We start from the raw sequence: 14,893 nt of genomic DNA, 5'->3' as shown, positions 1-14,893 counted from the left end.
GCGGGAAATGTCATTCGCTGAGCTGCGGATCTTTGCCGCTGCCACTGTTCCGGGACAATCCTTCTTCACTGATACTGATGCCCCATCGCCAACGCTTGGTTGCGCCCGGCGCGATGATGTCCGCCGCGCCATATTTACCCCGCCCAAAGGCGTTCGGTGCATGGCTGACCGGCTCGACGCAGAAATAATCCTGGCCGCGTGGCACATAGATGTGGACGCCAGCCATGCCATCACCCCCGACCATGATCGGACGATCCCCGCCCAGAACCGTCACCGGACCGGCGCAGGGGAAATAATTGTCCAATCCTTCGATCTGCGTGACCGGGACACCTTGCCCGGAGCTGAAAATATCCGACCGAACCTGTTCGATCGCCAGTCCATCCGCGCGACTGGCCCACATCGTGGTCGCGGCTGCCTGGATCGCGCTATCCGGGCGGCGGGCGAAATAGGGATGGATGCCAGTGCCGCACGGCATGTTCGCAACCGGGTCGCGGTTGGTGACTGCCAGCGCGATGCTGAGACCGCCAGGGCCAATTGTGATGCGCTGTTCCGCATGATACGCCCACGGCCACCCGCGGTTGCTGCGCGCGTCACGGCCGGCATGGTCAATTGCCAGGACGGCCTCGCTAGGGGACTCTCGCTTGACTGCCCAGACCACGCGCCAGCCATGGCCATGCAGGGCGTGCGGCAGGGCCGCCGGGTCAGGCACCAACGGCAACACCTGATCCCCGAAACGCAAATCTGCATTGCCAATGCGGTTGGCGAACGGGATCATCGAAAAGCTGGCGCAATCCAGAACATCGTCCACGTCGGGGCCGGCGCTGCGCAACACCGGCTGTCCCTCATGGCAAAGCGATGCAATCGCACCCCCCGTTTCAGGAAGGATATCGGCGCTCCACCCAGCGGCATTCAGCCGGATCACTTCGCCAGCAACCACAAATATCTCCATGCCCGGTTCAATGCGCTTGCCTGCGATGCTGCACAGTTTCACGCAGGTTGCCAACCTGATCGTCAGGCTTATCGTCAAGAACACCGCGAACCGGCCAGCCTTTACTGTGCATTGTGCCAACAGCCCAAGCTTACGCCCTTTTCTTGCTCATGTCGGGCTGACAAGGTTAGATCAAGCGCAGGCCTGTTAGGCCATGTGCTCCTCCTTCAAGAGTAACTCAGACCGATGCCTAGTCTCCCTCCCTTTGTGCGCCTTGATGCCCATAGCGTGGGCCTGATTTTTGATCTGCGCGCAGCGGCGGCTGAGCTGGTCTATATTGGGGAATCGCTGCCGCACGGCGAAGATATTGCCGCGTTGTGCGACGCGATGCAGCGCGGGCGCCACGCTTCGCAGCCAGATCGGCCAGCCCCGAGATCGCTGCTACCCTATGCTGGAGATGGGCACCTTGCTGCCCCTGCCATCGTCCTCCAGCGCGCGGGCCACCCGCTATCGCTTGAAATGGCGCTTGCGGAAATTAGTCAGACTGCGAACCGGCTGTGCCTGATCCACCGCGATGATGCACTTGGCGTGTCCGTGGAGATCGAACTTGCAATCCAGCCAAGCGGGATCATCGCGGTTTCGACCCGGCTTGCCAACCTCTCGACCGAATCGCTGGGACTGGTGGCTATCGCGTCGCTGTCGCTGCCACTGCCCGGATGGGCGGCGCATGTTGTGCGGTTTGCGGGCCGGTGGTCGGCTGAAATGCAACAGCAGCGCGTGGCGCTGGATCAGGGGATGATCGCAAGCGCTTCCTATGGTGGGCGGCCCGGCTTTGGCGGCGGGAACTGGATTAGGATCGAATCGGATGATGCTGGCGAACAGCATGGCGATGCCATCGCTGCGCATCTGGCGTGGATCGGCGATCACACGCTGAGCGTTGAGCGCAACGCCGATGGCGACGCGACGCTGACGATGGCGGCGCGGCTGGAGCCCGGCGAGATCATGTTGGCGCCGGACGAGGTCTTTACCGCCCCATGCGCGTTGGTCGCGGTCAGCAGCACCGGGGTCGCCGCACTACGTCAGGCGTTTCATGCCCATGCGCTGAACGCGGTGGTGCCCGCACAGGTGGTGTCTCGGCCGCGCAAGGTTCACCTCAACAGCTGGGAAGCGCTGGCGTTCGACCAGAGCCTGCCGAAGTTGAAGGCACTCGCAGACAACGCGGCCGCCTTGGGGGTCGAACGCTTCGTGCTCGACGATGGCTGGTTTGCCGGGCGGCGTGACGATACCACCAGTCTTGGTGATTGGGTCGCTGATGCCGGGATATTTCCCGATGGGCTTGGGCCGTTGATCAGCCATGTCCACGCTCTGGGCATGGATTTTGGCCTGTGGGTCGAACCTGAAATGATTAGCCCGGACAGTGATTTATATCGCGCCCATCCCGACTGGTGTCTGCATCTGCCCGGCCACCCGCGCGCAACCCAGCGCGGCCAGCTTGTGCTCGATCTCACCCTGTCGCCGGTAACCGATCACCTGTTCGCGCAATTGAGCAGGCTGTTGACCGACCACGCCATCGCCTATCTCAAATGGGATCACAATCGCGACCTGTTCCCGCTGGCCGGGAAGGGCCATGCGCATGTTATCGCGCTCTACGCCTTGCTTGATCGGCTGCGCGCCGCGCATCCCGATGTCGAGATTGAAACCTGCGCGAGCGGCGGCGGTCGGGTGGATTTCGAGATTCTGCGCCGTTGCAGCCGTTATTGGGCGAGCGACAATAATGATCCGATCGAACGGCTGCGGATCAATGCCGGCTGGTTTGATTTTCTGCCTTTGCGCATTGCCGGAAACCATGTCGGCCCCAGTCCCAACCCGATTACCGGCAGGCAGGTGTCGATGGATTTCCGCGCCAAGGTGGCGATGTTCGGCCACATGGGGGTGGAGGCTGACCCCGGAGCGATGTCGGCGGCGGACCGGGATTGTCTGGCCGCGCACATCGCGGTTTACAAGCAGTGGCGCGACGTTCTGCATCAGGGGCAATTGTGGCAACTCGCGCCGTCCGGCGGCGGCGTCCATGCCATGCTGGCGATGCAGCAGGGCAGGGGCCTGGCGCTGATCGCCCAGACACGTCAGGCAGACACATATGACATGCCGCGCATCCGCTTTGCCGGTTTGGAGGATGATGCCCTCTACCGGGTGGGGCTGGTTGCGCCATGGCGCAAACGGGCGCTCGCGGAACTATCGGTTCCCCAGCGTTATACTGATGGTTTCACCCTTTCCGGACGCGCGCTGCGTCTGGCGGGCATTAGCTTGCCGCTGCAATTTCCTGAAACAGCCTGGCTGGTCTCGGTGGAACGCTGCGCGGACGGCTGACACCACTTTGGGACTAGCAACGGAATCGCGCAGAAGAAATCCAGCGGTTCGGCACCTCAGCCAAGTTTTCTGCCGCTCAACCCGCCCGCAGTTCTTCGGCGAGCAGTTCAAAATCGCCTTCACGCGGGCTGTTTTTGCGCCATACTAGAACAATCTCGCGCTTGGCGGTGGGGCTGTCCACGGGCCGCGCGACCACTTGCGTGCCGTTCAAGATGCCTGCTTTCAGCGCCATTTCGGGCAACATCGTCACGCCCAGATCATTGTCGACCAGTTGCACCAGCGTGTGCAGCGACGTGCCGATCATCGCCGCGCTCGCCCGCAATTCGCTGCGCGAACACGCCGCGAGCGCGTGATCGCGCAGGCAGTGGCCATCCTCCAGCAACATCAGCCGTCCCTGATCGATCATTTCGGGCTTCACGCTTGCCGGGGGATCGCGCGGGTCGTCTTTGGGGAAGGCAATGAACAGCCGGTCATCGGCAATATGTGCGCACGCCGCGTCGCCAATATCAAACGGCAGCGCCAGCAGCACGCAATCGACCCGTCCGTGATGCAGCGATTCAAGCGCATCGTGGCTGGTTTCTTCGCGCAGCAGCAGCTTCAATTCGGGCCGTTCGCGGCGCAGGCGCGGCAGCACGCGCGGCAGCATGAAAGGGGCGATGGTGGGGATCACGCTCATGCGCAATTCGCCCACAAGTGGCTTGCCCGATGCCTGCACCAGGTCTGAAAGCTCCTCGGCCTCACGCAGAAGGCGGTTGGCCTTGGCCACCACCTGTTCGCCCAGTGCAGTAAACCGCACCACCCGGCGCGAACGTTCGACCAGCGTTACGCCCAGCAGCGATTCCAGTTCGCGAATGCCGGCCGATAGCGTGGATTGCGACACGAAGCTCGCCTCTGCCGCTTTGCCGAAATGGCCGTGTTCATGCAGCGCGACGAGGTATTGCAACTGCTTGATGGTGGGGAGGTAGGTGGACATCCGCTTACTGTTATTCCGCCGCCAATGTGTCCGGCACGTCTGCCTCTGCAATCACCACGTCATCAATATGGGTCATCTTGAGCTTGCCGCGCTCCACCGCAAACGCCAACTTGCCTTCGACCAGATCAAGCGCATCCTTGCCGAACACCTCGAACCGCCAGCCTTGCAGCACCGGCAGATCGCGCACCCCGGCAGCCAGCGATTCCATCTCGTCCGCGCGGGTCAGCAGGCGCGGGGCGACGTCGATTTCGCGCGCTCGGATTTTCAGCAACAGTTTCAATAGATCGGCCACCAGCGCGCCTTCCTTGCCCAGCGGCGCGCCGTGATTGATCTTTTCGGGCATTTCATCCTTGGGCAGCGGCTCGGCCTCAGCCAGCACCTTCATCAACCGCTTGCCGATGTCATTGTCTTTCCATGCCGGTGACAGCCCGCGCACCTTGGCGAGATCGCTCTGCGATTTGGGCGGGTGCCCGGCGATATCGGCCAGCGTTTCATCGCGCATGATCCGCCCGCGTGGGATATTTTTATGCTGCGCTTCGGCCTCACGCCATCCGGCCAGCGCCTTCATCCGGCCCAGCACTTGCGGATTGCGGCCCGCCTGGCGGATGCGTTTCCACGCCACGGCGGGATCGGTGATGTAATTGGACGGATCGGCCAGCTTTTCCATCTCGGCATTCAGCCACAATCCGCGCCCGGTCTTGATCAGTTTTTTCAGGATGCGCGGGAAGATGGTGGCAAGGTGGGTAACATCGCCGATTGCATATTCGATCTGCCGTTCGGTCAACGGGCGGCGGCTCCAATCGGTGAAGCGCGCGCCCTTGTCGATGGTCAGTCCCATCCATGTTTCGACCAGGTTGGCATAGCCGATCTGTTCCGACTGGCTGATCGCCATCATCGCGATTTGGGTGTCGAAAATCGGGTGCGGGGTCTTTCCGGTCAGGTTGACGATGATTTCAACGTCCTGCCCGCCCGCGTGAAACACTTTCAGCACATCTTCATTGTCGCACATCAGATCGAGCAGGGGTTTCAGATCTATCCCCGGTGCCATCGGATCGACCGCGGCGGCTTCTTCGTTATTGCCGATCTGCACCAAGCACAGTTCGGGCCAATAGGTGTTTTCGCGCATGAATTCGGTGTCGACCGCGACAAATTCGGATTTGGCGAGGCGTTCGCACAGTTCGGTCAGCGCGTCGGTGGTGGTAATCAGTGGATGTATTTTCATCGTCTCTTTGCTCATTGGGGCGGAGTGCCGCCCTCGGGATTAATCCCACATAACCCTCGCGCCGCTTGACAAAGCGCAAGGGTTCCCCTGTTAGCGCGCCGGTAATGGCCCGGATGCGGCCCCGGATACGGCAGGCCAGTTCCGGTTGCCCCGGCGCCCTAGCGTCATAGCCTCGGACAGGACAAGAGTTTAGATGCATCTTTACCGCACGCATACTTGCGCACAGCTTTCTTCCGCTCACGTCGGTGAAACCGTCCGCCTTTCGGGCTGGGTTCACCGCAAGCGCGATTTTGGCGGGTTGTTGTTCGTCGATCTGCGCGATCATTACGGTATCACGCAGATCGTTGCCGATGCGGATTCGCCCGCGCTGGCGGTGCTTGATCGGTTGCGGGTGGAATCGGTCATCACCATCGAAGGCGAGGTCAAAGCGCGATCGGCTGAGACAGTAAATCCGCGCCTCGCTACCGGCGAAGTCGAAGTTTATGCGCGCAGCATCACGGTGCAGAGCGCGGCGGAGGAACTGCCGCTGCCGGTTGCCGATGAACAGCCTTACCCTGAAGACGTGCGGCTGAAATACCGTTTCCTCGATCTGCGGCGCGAAACGCTGCACAACAACATCATGACCCGCGTGGCGGTGGTTTCCGATATCCGCGCGCGGATGACGGCGGCGGGGTTCAACGAGTTTTCCACTCCGATCCTGACCGCTTCCTCGCCCGAAGGCGCGCGCGATTTCCTCGTGCCGAGCCGTATTCATGCGGGCAAGTTCTACGCGCTTCCCCAGGCGCCGCAGCAATATAAGCAATTGCTGATGGTCGCGGGGTTTGATCGCTATTTCCAGATCGCGCCGTGTTTCCGCGACGAAGACCCGCGCGCTGACCGCTTGCCGGGCGAGTTTTACCAGCTCGATCTGGAAATGAGCTTCGTCACCCAGGAAGAAGTGTGGGAGACGATGGAGCCGGTGATCGCAGGCACCTTCGAAGCGTTTGCGAACGGCAAAGCAGTGACGCCCGCAGGCCAGTTCCCGCGCATTGCCTATGATGAGGCGATGCTGAAATATGGCAGCGACAAGCCCGATCTGCGCAACCCGCTGATCATCAGTGATGTCTCAAGCCATTTCACCCAAAGCGGTTTCGGCCTGTTCGAGAAAATCATCGACGGGGGCGGGGTGGTGCGGGTGATCCCGGCACCTGGCACCCACGAAAAGAGCCGCAAGTTCTTTGACGACATGAATGAATGGGCGCGGCGAGAAGGCTTCGCGGGCCTTGGATATGTCACCAGAAAAGCGGGCGAATTTGGTGGGCCGATTGCCAAGAACCACGGCGCGGATCGCATGGCTGATCTTTATGCCGAACTCGGCCTTGGCGATAATGACGGTCTGTTTTTCGCTGCGGGCAAGGAAGCCGACGCAGCCAAGCTGGCTGGTGCGGCGCGCATCCGCGTGGGCGAGGAATTGGGCCTGATCGACGAAAACGCCTTCGCCTTTGCCTGGATCGTCGATTTCCCATTTTACGAATGGAACGAAGACGAGAAAAAGGTCGACTTTTCGCACAACCCGTTCTCGATGCCGCGGGGCGGGCTTGACGCGCTGAACGGGCAAGACCCGCTGACGTTGAAGGCGTTTCAATATGATCTGGTCTGCAACGGCTATGAAATCGCCTCAGGCTCGATCCGCAATCACATGCCTGAAACAATGGTCAAGGCGTTTGAAATCGTCGGGCTTTCCAAGGCGGATGTGGAAGAACGGTTTGGCGGGATGTACCGCGCATTCCAATATGGTGCGCCGCCGCATGGTGGGATGGCTGCGGGCGTTGACCGCATCGTGATGCTGCTATGCGGGGTCAAGAACCTGCGCGAAATCTCGCTGTTCCCGATGAACCAGCGCGCCGAAGACCTGCTGATGGGCGCGCCGACGCCTGCCGAGCCGCGATCCTTGCGCGAACTGCACCTGCGCGTGGTTGAACCACCCAAGAAGGACGGCGCCTGACAGCGATCTGTCATGCCCACTTGCGCTTGCCCGCGCCGTTGATTAGGGCAGAACCGAGTTTTTCTAACCCCAGTTCAAGAGGGAATAACATGAGCGATACTGCCGATCGGGTGGCCAAGATTGTCGTCGAACATCTCGGCGTGGAAGCTGAGAAGGTAACTCAGGACGCCAGCTTCATTGATGATCTGGGCGCTGACAGCCTCGACATCGTCGAACTGGTGATGGCCTTCGAAGAGGAATTCGGTGTCGAAATCCCCGACGATGCGGCTGAGAAGATCACCACTGTTGGTGATGCGACCAAATACATCGAAGAACACAAGGGCTAAGGCTCTTTTGATAGCCCGTTTGCCCTGAGCTTGTCGAAGGGCCGGTCTTTGACCGGGCAGTTTGCCCGTTGAAGTCGCAGGGATCAGACAGGCTCAGCCCTTCACGGGTTGGGCCTGTTGTTTTTTCGGAGAATGCAAATGCGCCGTGTGGTTGTAACCGGGCTTGGCCTCGTCACCCCGCTGGGGGCCGATGTCGAAACGACTTGGGCAAATCTGATCGCAGGGGAAAGCGGGGCGGGGCAAATCACCCGTTTCGATGCCTCCAACCAGAAATGCACCATCGCCTGCGAAGTGAAGGGCAAGGATCATCCGTGGGGCTTTGACCCCGATTTGCGGGTCGATCACAAGGTTCAGCGCCAGGTCGATCCGTTCATTATCTACGGCATTGATGCCGCCGGGCAGGCGTTGGAAGATGCCGGCCTGACCGACATGACGCAGGCCGAAAAGGAACGCACCGGCTGTTCGATCGGTTCGGGTATCGGTGGCCTTCCTGGGATCGAGATCGAAAGCGTCAACCTGCACGAACGCGGCCCTTCGCGCGTATCGCCGCACTTTGTGCACGGCCGCCTGATCAACCTCATTACCGGGCAGGTTCAAATCAAATACGGCTTTATGGGGCCAAACCACGCGGTGGTGACAGCCTGTTCCACCGGCGCGCATTCGATTGGCGATGCGGCACGGATGATTGCTGCCGATGATGCCGATGTGATGCTGGCTGGCGGCGCGGAAGGCACCATCAACCCGCTCGGGATCGCCGGGTTTGCGCAGGCGCGCGCGCTCAACATGAGCATGAATGACCGCCCGACCGAAGCCAGCCGCCCCTATGACAAGGCCCGCGATGGATTCGTGATGGGCGAAGGCGCGGGCGTTGTGGTGCTGGAAGAATATGAACGCGCCAAGGCCCGCGGTGCGAAAATCTATGCCGAAGTCACCGGATACGGCCTGTCAGGCGATGCCTATCACGTCACCGCCCCGCATCCCGAAGGCCGCGGTGCGGAACTCGCAATGCGGATGGCGTTGAAGAAAGCGGGCCTTGGGCCGGGCGATATTGATTACGTCAACGCCCACGGCACCTCGACCATGGCCGATACGATCGAACTCGCCGCGGTTAAACGCGTGCTCGGTGACGATCTCGGCGGCGCATCGATGAGCTCTACCAAGAGCGCAATCGGCCACCTGCTCGGCGGCGCGGGCGCGGTTGAGGCGATTTTCTGCATCCTCGCGATGCGCGATCAGATCGTGCCGCCGACGCTGAACCTGCACGATCCCGATGATGGCACCGAAGGCATCGACCTCGTCCCGCTGGTAGCGCGCAAGCGTGAAGTGCGCGCCGTGCTCAACAACAGCTTCGGGTTCGGCGGCACCAACGCCTCGATCATCATGCAAAAGGTCGGTTGACCCGGTGAAGCGCGGGCGGCTGGTATTGCTGGGCCTGCTGGCGCTGGTCGCGGCGGGTTTGGTTTTTGCGTGGAGTTTGATGGGGTCAGCGACGGTGTCGCAGGAAACCAGCTTCACCATCCCCGCAGGCAGCTCGGTTTCGGCGGTCGCAAACAAGCTAGAAGCCGAAGGGCTGATTTCGTCCGCATCGGGCTTCATGTTGCAGGCGCGCATCTTTGGTTCGGACAGGCCGATTCAGGCTGGCGAATTCCTGCTTAAGCCGGGGATGAGCCAGGGTGCCATTCTCTCCGCGTTTCAATCGGGCGACGTGATCCGGCGGTTCGTGACCATCCCAGAAGGCATGCCGTCGATCCTCGTGTGGGAACGGCTGATGGCCGAGGAACTGCTAACCGGCGAAATCGCCGTGCCGCCCGAAGGATCGATCCTGCCCGATACCTATGCGTTTGAACGCTGGCAATCGCGCCAGAGCCTCGTCGAACAGATGCAGGCGGCGATGGACAAGGCGCTGGCCGAAGAATGGGCCAATCGCGCACCCAATGTTGCGGTGGATACGATGCGCGACGCGCTGATCCTCGCCGCGATTGTTGAAAAGGAAACTGGCAAGCCCGACGAACGCCGGATGATCGCCGGGCTCTATTCCAACCGGGTGCGCACGGGGATGCTGTTGCAGGCCGACCCCACGATCATCTATCCGATCACCAAGGGCAAGCCGCTGGGCCGCCGCATCCGCCAGTCCGAAATCGCGGCGGTCAATGGCTACAACACCTATACCCGCGTCGGCCTGCCCGAAGGCCCGATCACCAATCCGGGGCGCGAAAGCATCGCCGCAGTGCTCAACCCGGAAAAGACCAGCGCGTTGTTCATGGTCGCGGACGGCACCGGCGGGCACTGGTTCGCAGACACTTTGGCCGAGCACAACGCCAACGTCGCTAAATGGTATGCCATCCGCCGCGAGCGGGGCGAGATGTGATGAGCGCTGCATTTGTGGAGTCGCGCGATGCTCTCGGATGTGAGGGGCGGTCCTCGGCGGATCAACAAAAACGCCGCGAGCGGGGCGAGATGTGATGAACACTAGGCCCGCAGAGCTGCGCGACATGCAGCCCAAAAACAACTGACGCTTGGCTGACCCTTTCATCCTCACCGCCGCGCTGCCGACCGACCTTGGCGCGTGGGCCGAAGGCCTCAGGCGCGCGCATTTCCCGGTCGAGCGAAATCACCTCCACGCGCACGTCACCTTGTTTCACGCCTTTGCGCCTTCGTTGCTGGATGAATTATGCGCCTTTCTGCCCAAGGTGGCCGCAGAGTTTGCCGCACCACAAGGCGCAGTCACCGGAGCGATGGATTTAGGCAAGGGCACCGCCATCGCGCTTGCTGCGCCGCAATTGCTGGCGCTGCGGGCGCTGATTGCCGAACATTTCCACGGTAGCCTGACGGTGCAGGATCTCCACCAACCGCGCCTGCACATCACCATTCAGAACAAGGTGGCCAAGGACGAAGCGCGTGCGTTGCAGGCGAGCCTCGGGCCGGTGCTTGCTCCGTGGATCGCCAAGGGGCGGTTTACCTTCCCCGCGCTGGAACTGCATCGCTATCGCGGCGGGCCGTGGGAACGGGTCAAAACGTGCAGATTTCGCGGGCGGGTGCGGCTGTAATTGAGTGGGCTGCAACAATGGCTGCAACAATACTTGACCACGCGCGGCCCGCGCCTTAAGTGCCCGCCTCGCCCGAGGCTGCTGCCCCGCGCGAATCCGGCTGCCAGTCAGCCGTTGGCCCATGGGGCGGAGTAGCTCAGCTGGTTAGAGCAGCGGAATCATAATCCGCGTGTCGGGGGTTCGAGTCCCTCCTCCGCTACCAGGAAATAGCGTCCGCATAGGTTCGCTCGTGTTCGCATGGGTCCGGATTTCCGACTCGAATTGCTGTTTTCAATAGCAGTTGTGCTACCACGCCAATCCGCTTGGAGCCGTATACGTCCGCATGTGTTCGCTTGAAGCCGGAGCCTTTATGGGGGTATTTTGGGGGTATCCTCGGGCAGTGCGAAATCAGGCGATGCCCCCAGCTGCGATCGGTGGCTCACAGCCGGATTCTCACGCTAGTGCAACGGCGTGCTCCAGCCCTTCCGTAACGGGATTGGTCGGAAAGATCCCAATTATTTAAGGTGAGTTCGAGTCCCGCCTGAGGATTCGAACAGAGGTGGCCGACTTTAGGGCAGGGGAGGACACAACCTTTTCACTCCTGAGATGACCGCTTTGCGCCCTCATTTCGGTCGTTCGGTCTCGCATTGGAGCTACCGGAAAGCGGTCGTTCCAAGTTTGTCGCTGATCGCGATAATGCTTTGAGCAAGTGGCCCGAGTCTAAGGCATCGGGCTTGATGCCAGGATAGGCCTTTACCAAGCCACGAAAAAGCTCATCCTAATCTCGCAAAATTGGCCACTCCGGGTGCTGGCTGGCGCGAATGCCGGATGGGCCTAGCGGATATCCCGCCAAGTTTGCCCGCGGCATCGACAACCTTCGCAAGCCTGACATCATCAATCCGGTAATAGACGAGCTTGGCGTCCTTTCGGGTCTTCACAAGGCCCGCGTTGCGCAGGACCGCCAACTGCTGCGATAGCGTCGGCTGACCGATCTCGGCCGCATCGTCGATCTCACCGACGTTCCGCTCCGTGCCCGTTAGAGCCTGCATGATGCGAAGACGCACGGGATGAGCGAGGGCCTTCAAGGCGTCGACAAGCTCTTCGTCGGTCATTTGCGAGACCCTCGCTTCGTTTCCTTCATGAACCAGTCGGTCTGACCCTCGGCGGAGAAAACCGTATCCAGCGATGCGTCGGGCTGGGCCAGTAGCGCTTGCCCAGGTGCCCAGTTAGCGGGGGCGAGTACGGGTCCATCGTCGACCGCCTGAAGCGCATCTAGGGTCCGCAGCATTTCGGGTGTCGAGCGTCCAACGTTAGCGGGATAACAGGTCATCGCGCGGATGACGCCGTGCGGGTCGATGAAGAATGTCGTCCGCACCGTCGCACTATCGTTGTCGTTCGGTGCCACCATGCCGTAGGCGCGCCCGATCACGAGCGTCGGATCCTCCACGATCGGAAAGCGCACCTCGATGTCGTAGCGATCGCGAATTAGCCGCAACCAGGCGAAATGCGAGAACAGGCTATCGACAGAGAGCGCCATAAGCGCACAGTCGCGCTGTTCGAACTCGCTGGCCGATTGGGCCAGTGCCACGAACTCGGTGGTGCACACGGGTGTGAAGTCGGCTGGATGCGAAAACAAGATCAGCCACCGCCCTCGGTAATCCGAAAGGCGAATATCTCCCGTTGTGCTGCGTGCGGAAAAGTCCGGGGCGACGTCGCCGATACGCAGTCCGGCGCAAGGCGCCTCTCGCTCGACATTCGCTTCGATCATCTGGGTCATCGAGCCTTCATACCACTTGACAGCCGAATAGCAACACATATAAACGATTTATGTAAATGTATGGAGATCAGGTCATGGCTGACGATCAAAAACTGGATAATGCCGCCTCCCAGATCGAGCGCGCACAAGCCGACAAGTGCCTCCGCCCTTCAATCGCGGGTTTTTTCGACGAGGCAACGAATACGGTCTCTTACGTGGTGCACGACCCAAAGACCGATGAGGCAGCTATAATCGACTCGGTCCTGGACTTTGAGGCGGCGTCCGGTCGGACCTCGAATGGCTCAGCCGATCGCATTATCGAGTATATCACTTCTAATAATTTGAAGGTGACTTGGCTGATTGAGACTCACGCGCATGCGGATCACATCTCAGCGGCCCCCTATCTGCAGGAGCGGCTTGGCGGTAAGTTAGCCATCGGACGCGATATCATCCGCGTGCAGGAGGTATTCGGCAAGCTCTTCAATGCAGGCACCGATTTCGAACGCGACGGATCGCAGTTCGATAAGCTGTTCGAGGACGGCGAGACTTTCAAGATCGGCGAGCTGGAAGGCATCGCATTGCACGTGCCGGGTCATACGCCGGCTGATATGGCTTTCATCATCGGCGATGCGGCATTCGTTGGCGACACGATCTTCATGCCCGATTTCGGCACCGCTCGCGCCGATTTCCCCGGTGGTGACGCAAGGCAACTGTTTCAGTCGATCCGCCGGCTGCTCTCGCTTCCGGACGAAACGCGCCTGTTCTTGTGCCACGACTACAAGGCGCCGGGGCGTGACGAATACGCGTGGGAAACCACCGTCAAGCAGCAGCGCGAAGAGAACGTGCATGTGAAGGATGGAGTGAGCGAAGCCGAATTCGTCGAGATGCGGACCGGCCGGGACAAGACGCTCGCAATGCCGAAGCTCATCATGCCCTCCGTGCAGGTTAACATCCGTGGTGGGCGCTTGCCCGACCCCGAAGATAACGGCGTCAGCTACATCAAGATTCCGGTGAATGCGGTATGATGCTCCCGAGTTTTCCTGAAGCTGCGCCGCTTGCTGGCCTGGCGGGCGGCGTCCTGATCGGTCTGGCGGCCGCCGTTATGCTGCTAGGCCTTGGCCGGATCGCCGGCGTCTCCGGTCTTGCCGCGAAGGCAGTCGGGCTTGGCGGCAGCGGCATTGCCAGAAGCGGGGCATGGATGTTCGTGATCGGCCTGCCGCTAGGAGCGCTGATCGTAATGCTGGCATCGGGCGGGCTCGAGGCCAGCTTCGCCAGCCCCGTAACGCTTGCGATCGCCGGATTGGCTGTCGGTGTGGGCACGCGCCTGGGAAGTGGATGCACCAGCGGACATGGGGTTTGTGGTGTTAGCCGTCTGTCTGGCCGCTCGATCGTCGCAACGCTTACTTTCATGGCGACCGGCATTGCGACAGTCGCGATCATGAATGCGCTCGGGCTGGAGGTGTTGTAATGCGAACCGCTCTCACCTCGATCGTATCCGGCGTTCTTTTCGGCGCTGGGCTTGCCCTTGGCGGAATGACCGACCCTGCGCGGGTGCGCGGCTTTCTCGACATCTTCGGCGATTGGGACCCAACCCTCGCCTTCGTGATGGGCGGAGCCGTCATCGTCATGGCCATCGCGTGGCGGATCGTCCCGCGCCTAGCCGAACCGATCTTCGCGGGCGAATTTCACCTGCCGACCAAATCCGATCTCACCCCCCGCCTTGTCGGCGGAGCAGCTCTGTTCGGTATCGGCTGGGGGATCGCGGGACTCTGTCCGGGACCTGGCATAGCTGCTCTGGTCATCGAACCCGCTGCAGCCGCGATATTCGTCGTCTCCATGCTCGCCGGCATGGTTTTTGTCCGGCTTTTCGAAGGAGCATCATGACGAAGCTTGCCAATGTGAGCGAAACCTTCGCCGTCTCTCCTCAACTTGAACCGAGCGACATGCGCGGGCTTGCCGACGCCGGATTTCGCACGGTGATCTGCAACAGGCCGGATAGCGAAGAGCCGAGCCAGCCCACCGTCGCTGCGATACGGGAAGCTGCCGAAGCGGCTGGGTTGGCCTTTCATCATATCCCGGTTTCGGGAGGCGAGTTTCCGCCGGTTGCGATCAAGGCCTTCGCCAAGGTCCGCGAAGAAGCGGACGGCAAGGTGCTTGCCTTCTGCCGGACCGGCACGCGCTCCATTACGCTCGATGCTCTCGCCAACGTCGAGAATGAAACTGCCGACGCGCGCATCGAACGTGCGCAGTGCGTCGGCTACGATCTGTCGGGCTTGCGCGACCGGCTTGGCGAATAACGAAAAGACATTGG

General features: G+C 61.2%; 15 protein-coding genes and 1 tRNA gene. 11 read left to right on the top strand and 5 right to left on the bottom strand.

The window, feature by feature from the left end:
- Positions 1 to 10: 10 nt before the first annotated feature.
- Entirely contained in the window at positions 11 to 949 is a 939-nt protein-coding gene (locus ACSSV3_RS13980; RefSeq protein ID WP_354326787.1) for an aldose epimerase family protein, read from the bottom strand.
- A 225-nt stretch (positions 950 to 1,174) separates the two neighbouring features.
- On the opposite strand from ACSSV3_RS13980, the gene ACSSV3_RS13975 reads away from it, so the two are divergent.
- On the top strand, positions 1,175 to 3,295 hold the full coding sequence (locus ACSSV3_RS13975) for an alpha-galactosidase (protein ID WP_354326727.1): 2,121 nt from the start codon (positions 1,175 to 1,177) through the stop codon (positions 3,293 to 3,295).
- A 76-nt stretch (positions 3,296 to 3,371) separates the two neighbouring features.
- Here the strand turns inward: ACSSV3_RS13975 and ACSSV3_RS13970 are convergent, their stop codons facing one another.
- Both ACSSV3_RS13970 and rnd read right to left on the bottom strand, forming a co-directional pair.
- Complete coding sequence (locus ACSSV3_RS13970) at positions 3,372 to 4,268, bottom strand: hydrogen peroxide-inducible genes activator (protein ID WP_354326729.1); 897 nt, start codon at positions 4,266 to 4,268, stop codon at positions 3,372 to 3,374.
- A 10-nt stretch (positions 4,269 to 4,278) separates the two neighbouring features.
- Positions 4,279 to 5,490, bottom strand: coding sequence for a ribonuclease D (gene rnd, locus ACSSV3_RS13965; RefSeq protein ID WP_354326730.1), 1,212 nt, complete (start codon positions 5,488 to 5,490; stop codon positions 4,279 to 4,281).
- A 193-nt stretch (positions 5,491 to 5,683) separates the two neighbouring features.
- Between rnd and aspS the strand changes: the two genes are divergently transcribed.
- From aspS to ACSSV3_RS13935, 6 genes are all read left to right on the top strand, one after another.
- The gene (gene aspS, locus ACSSV3_RS13960; RefSeq protein WP_354326732.1) at positions 5,684 to 7,474 is read left to right on the top strand and encodes an aspartate--tRNA ligase; all 1,791 of its coding nucleotides are present in this window, start codon (positions 5,684 to 5,686) and stop codon (positions 7,472 to 7,474) included.
- Positions 7,475 to 7,563: 89 nt separating this feature from the next.
- Positions 7,564 to 7,800 (top strand): acyl carrier protein, encoded by a 237-nt coding sequence (locus ACSSV3_RS13955; protein ID WP_068351714.1) that lies wholly within the window; start codon positions 7,564 to 7,566, stop codon positions 7,798 to 7,800.
- A gap of 138 nt (positions 7,801 to 7,938) precedes the next feature.
- Positions 7,939 to 9,198: a beta-ketoacyl-ACP synthase II gene (fabF, locus tag ACSSV3_RS13950; RefSeq protein WP_354326734.1), complete on the top strand. Its 1,260-nt coding sequence runs from the start codon at positions 7,939 to 7,941 to the stop codon at positions 9,196 to 9,198.
- Between the two features lie 4 nt (positions 9,199 to 9,202).
- On the top strand, positions 9,203 to 10,168 hold the full coding sequence (gene mltG / locus ACSSV3_RS13945; RefSeq protein WP_354326735.1) for an endolytic transglycosylase MltG: 966 nt from the start codon (positions 9,203 to 9,205) through the stop codon (positions 10,166 to 10,168).
- Between the two features lie 148 nt (positions 10,169 to 10,316).
- A complete protein-coding gene (locus tag ACSSV3_RS13940) occupies positions 10,317 to 10,847 on the top strand; it encodes a 2'-5' RNA ligase family protein (RefSeq protein WP_354326736.1) in 531 nt (176 codons plus the stop codon).
- Between the two features lie 125 nt (positions 10,848 to 10,972).
- Positions 10,973 to 11,049, top strand: a tRNA-Met gene (locus ACSSV3_RS13935).
- Between the two features lie 550 nt (positions 11,050 to 11,599).
- Here the strand turns inward: ACSSV3_RS13935 and ACSSV3_RS13930 are convergent.
- A complete protein-coding gene (locus ACSSV3_RS13930) occupies positions 11,600 to 11,938 on the bottom strand; it encodes an ArsR/SmtB family transcription factor (RefSeq protein ID WP_170004108.1) in 339 nt (112 codons plus the stop codon).
- Positions 11,935 to 12,603 (bottom strand): peroxiredoxin, encoded by a 669-nt coding sequence (locus ACSSV3_RS13925; protein WP_265557477.1) that lies wholly within the window; start codon positions 12,601 to 12,603, stop codon positions 11,935 to 11,937. Before ACSSV3_RS13925 ends, ACSSV3_RS13930 begins: the two co-directional genes overlap by 4 nt.
- A 74-nt stretch (positions 12,604 to 12,677) precedes the next feature.
- On the opposite strand from ACSSV3_RS13925, the gene ACSSV3_RS13920 reads away from it, so the two are divergent.
- From ACSSV3_RS13920 to ACSSV3_RS13905, 4 genes are read left to right on the top strand one after another with little or no spacing between them, the layout of a single operon-like run.
- Positions 12,678 to 13,607, top strand: a complete 930-nt coding sequence (locus ACSSV3_RS13920; protein ID WP_222828210.1) for an MBL fold metallo-hydrolase — start codon at positions 12,678 to 12,680, stop codon at positions 13,605 to 13,607.
- Positions 13,604 to 14,050 (top strand): YeeE/YedE family protein, encoded by a 447-nt coding sequence (locus ACSSV3_RS13915; protein WP_222828211.1) that lies wholly within the window; start codon positions 13,604 to 13,606, stop codon positions 14,048 to 14,050. The genes ACSSV3_RS13920 and ACSSV3_RS13915 overlap by 4 nt, the downstream gene beginning before the upstream one ends.
- Positions 14,050 to 14,466 (top strand): DUF6691 family protein, encoded by a 417-nt coding sequence (locus ACSSV3_RS13910; protein ID WP_170004114.1) that lies wholly within the window; start codon positions 14,050 to 14,052, stop codon positions 14,464 to 14,466. The genes ACSSV3_RS13915 and ACSSV3_RS13910 overlap by 1 nt, the downstream gene beginning before the upstream one ends.
- A complete protein-coding gene (locus ACSSV3_RS13905) occupies positions 14,463 to 14,879 on the top strand; it encodes a TIGR01244 family sulfur transferase (RefSeq protein WP_170004117.1) in 417 nt (138 codons plus the stop codon). Before ACSSV3_RS13910 ends, ACSSV3_RS13905 begins: the two co-directional genes overlap by 4 nt.
- Positions 14,880 to 14,893: the final 14 nt, after the last annotated feature.

It is taken from the genome of Porphyrobacter sp. MBR-49, assembly GCF_053628655.1.
This window is presented reverse-complemented; position numbering and strand designations above follow the sequence as displayed.

Excerpts from the sequence above, each read along its gene's own strand:
- rnd (WP_354326730.1), bottom strand. The coding sequence starts at position 5,490 with ATGAAAATACATCCACTGATTACCACCACCGACGCGCTGACCGAACTG.
- ACSSV3_RS13915 (WP_222828211.1), top strand. The coding sequence starts at position 13,604 with ATGATGCTCCCGAGTTTTCCTGAAGCTGCGCCGCTTGCTGGCCTGGCG.
- ACSSV3_RS13955 (WP_068351714.1), top strand. The coding sequence starts at position 7,564 with ATGAGCGATACTGCCGATCGGGTGGCCAAGATTGTCGTCGAACATCTC.
- ACSSV3_RS13920 (WP_222828210.1), top strand. The coding sequence starts at position 12,678 with ATGGCTGACGATCAAAAACTGGATAATGCCGCCTCCCAGATCGAGCGC.
- ACSSV3_RS13905 (WP_170004117.1), top strand. The coding sequence starts at position 14,463 with ATGACGAAGCTTGCCAATGTGAGCGAAACCTTCGCCGTCTCTCCTCAA.
- aspS (WP_354326732.1), top strand. The coding sequence starts at position 5,684 with ATGCATCTTTACCGCACGCATACTTGCGCACAGCTTTCTTCCGCTCAC.
- ACSSV3_RS13930 (WP_170004108.1), bottom strand. The coding sequence starts at position 11,938 with ATGACCGACGAAGAGCTTGTCGACGCCTTGAAGGCCCTCGCTCATCCC.
- ACSSV3_RS13910 (WP_170004114.1), top strand. The coding sequence starts at position 14,050 with ATGCGAACCGCTCTCACCTCGATCGTATCCGGCGTTCTTTTCGGCGCT.
- ACSSV3_RS13980 (WP_354326787.1), bottom strand. The coding sequence starts at position 949 with ATGGAGATATTTGTGGTTGCTGGCGAAGTGATCCGGCTGAATGCCGCT.
- ACSSV3_RS13970 (WP_354326729.1), bottom strand. The coding sequence starts at position 4,268 with ATGTCCACCTACCTCCCCACCATCAAGCAGTTGCAATACCTCGTCGCG.
- ACSSV3_RS13925 (WP_265557477.1), bottom strand. The coding sequence starts at position 12,603 with ATGACCCAGATGATCGAAGCGAATGTCGAGCGAGAGGCGCCTTGCGCC.
- ACSSV3_RS13975 (WP_354326727.1), top strand. The coding sequence starts at position 1,175 with ATGCCTAGTCTCCCTCCCTTTGTGCGCCTTGATGCCCATAGCGTGGGC.
- fabF (WP_354326734.1), top strand. The coding sequence starts at position 7,939 with ATGCGCCGTGTGGTTGTAACCGGGCTTGGCCTCGTCACCCCGCTGGGG.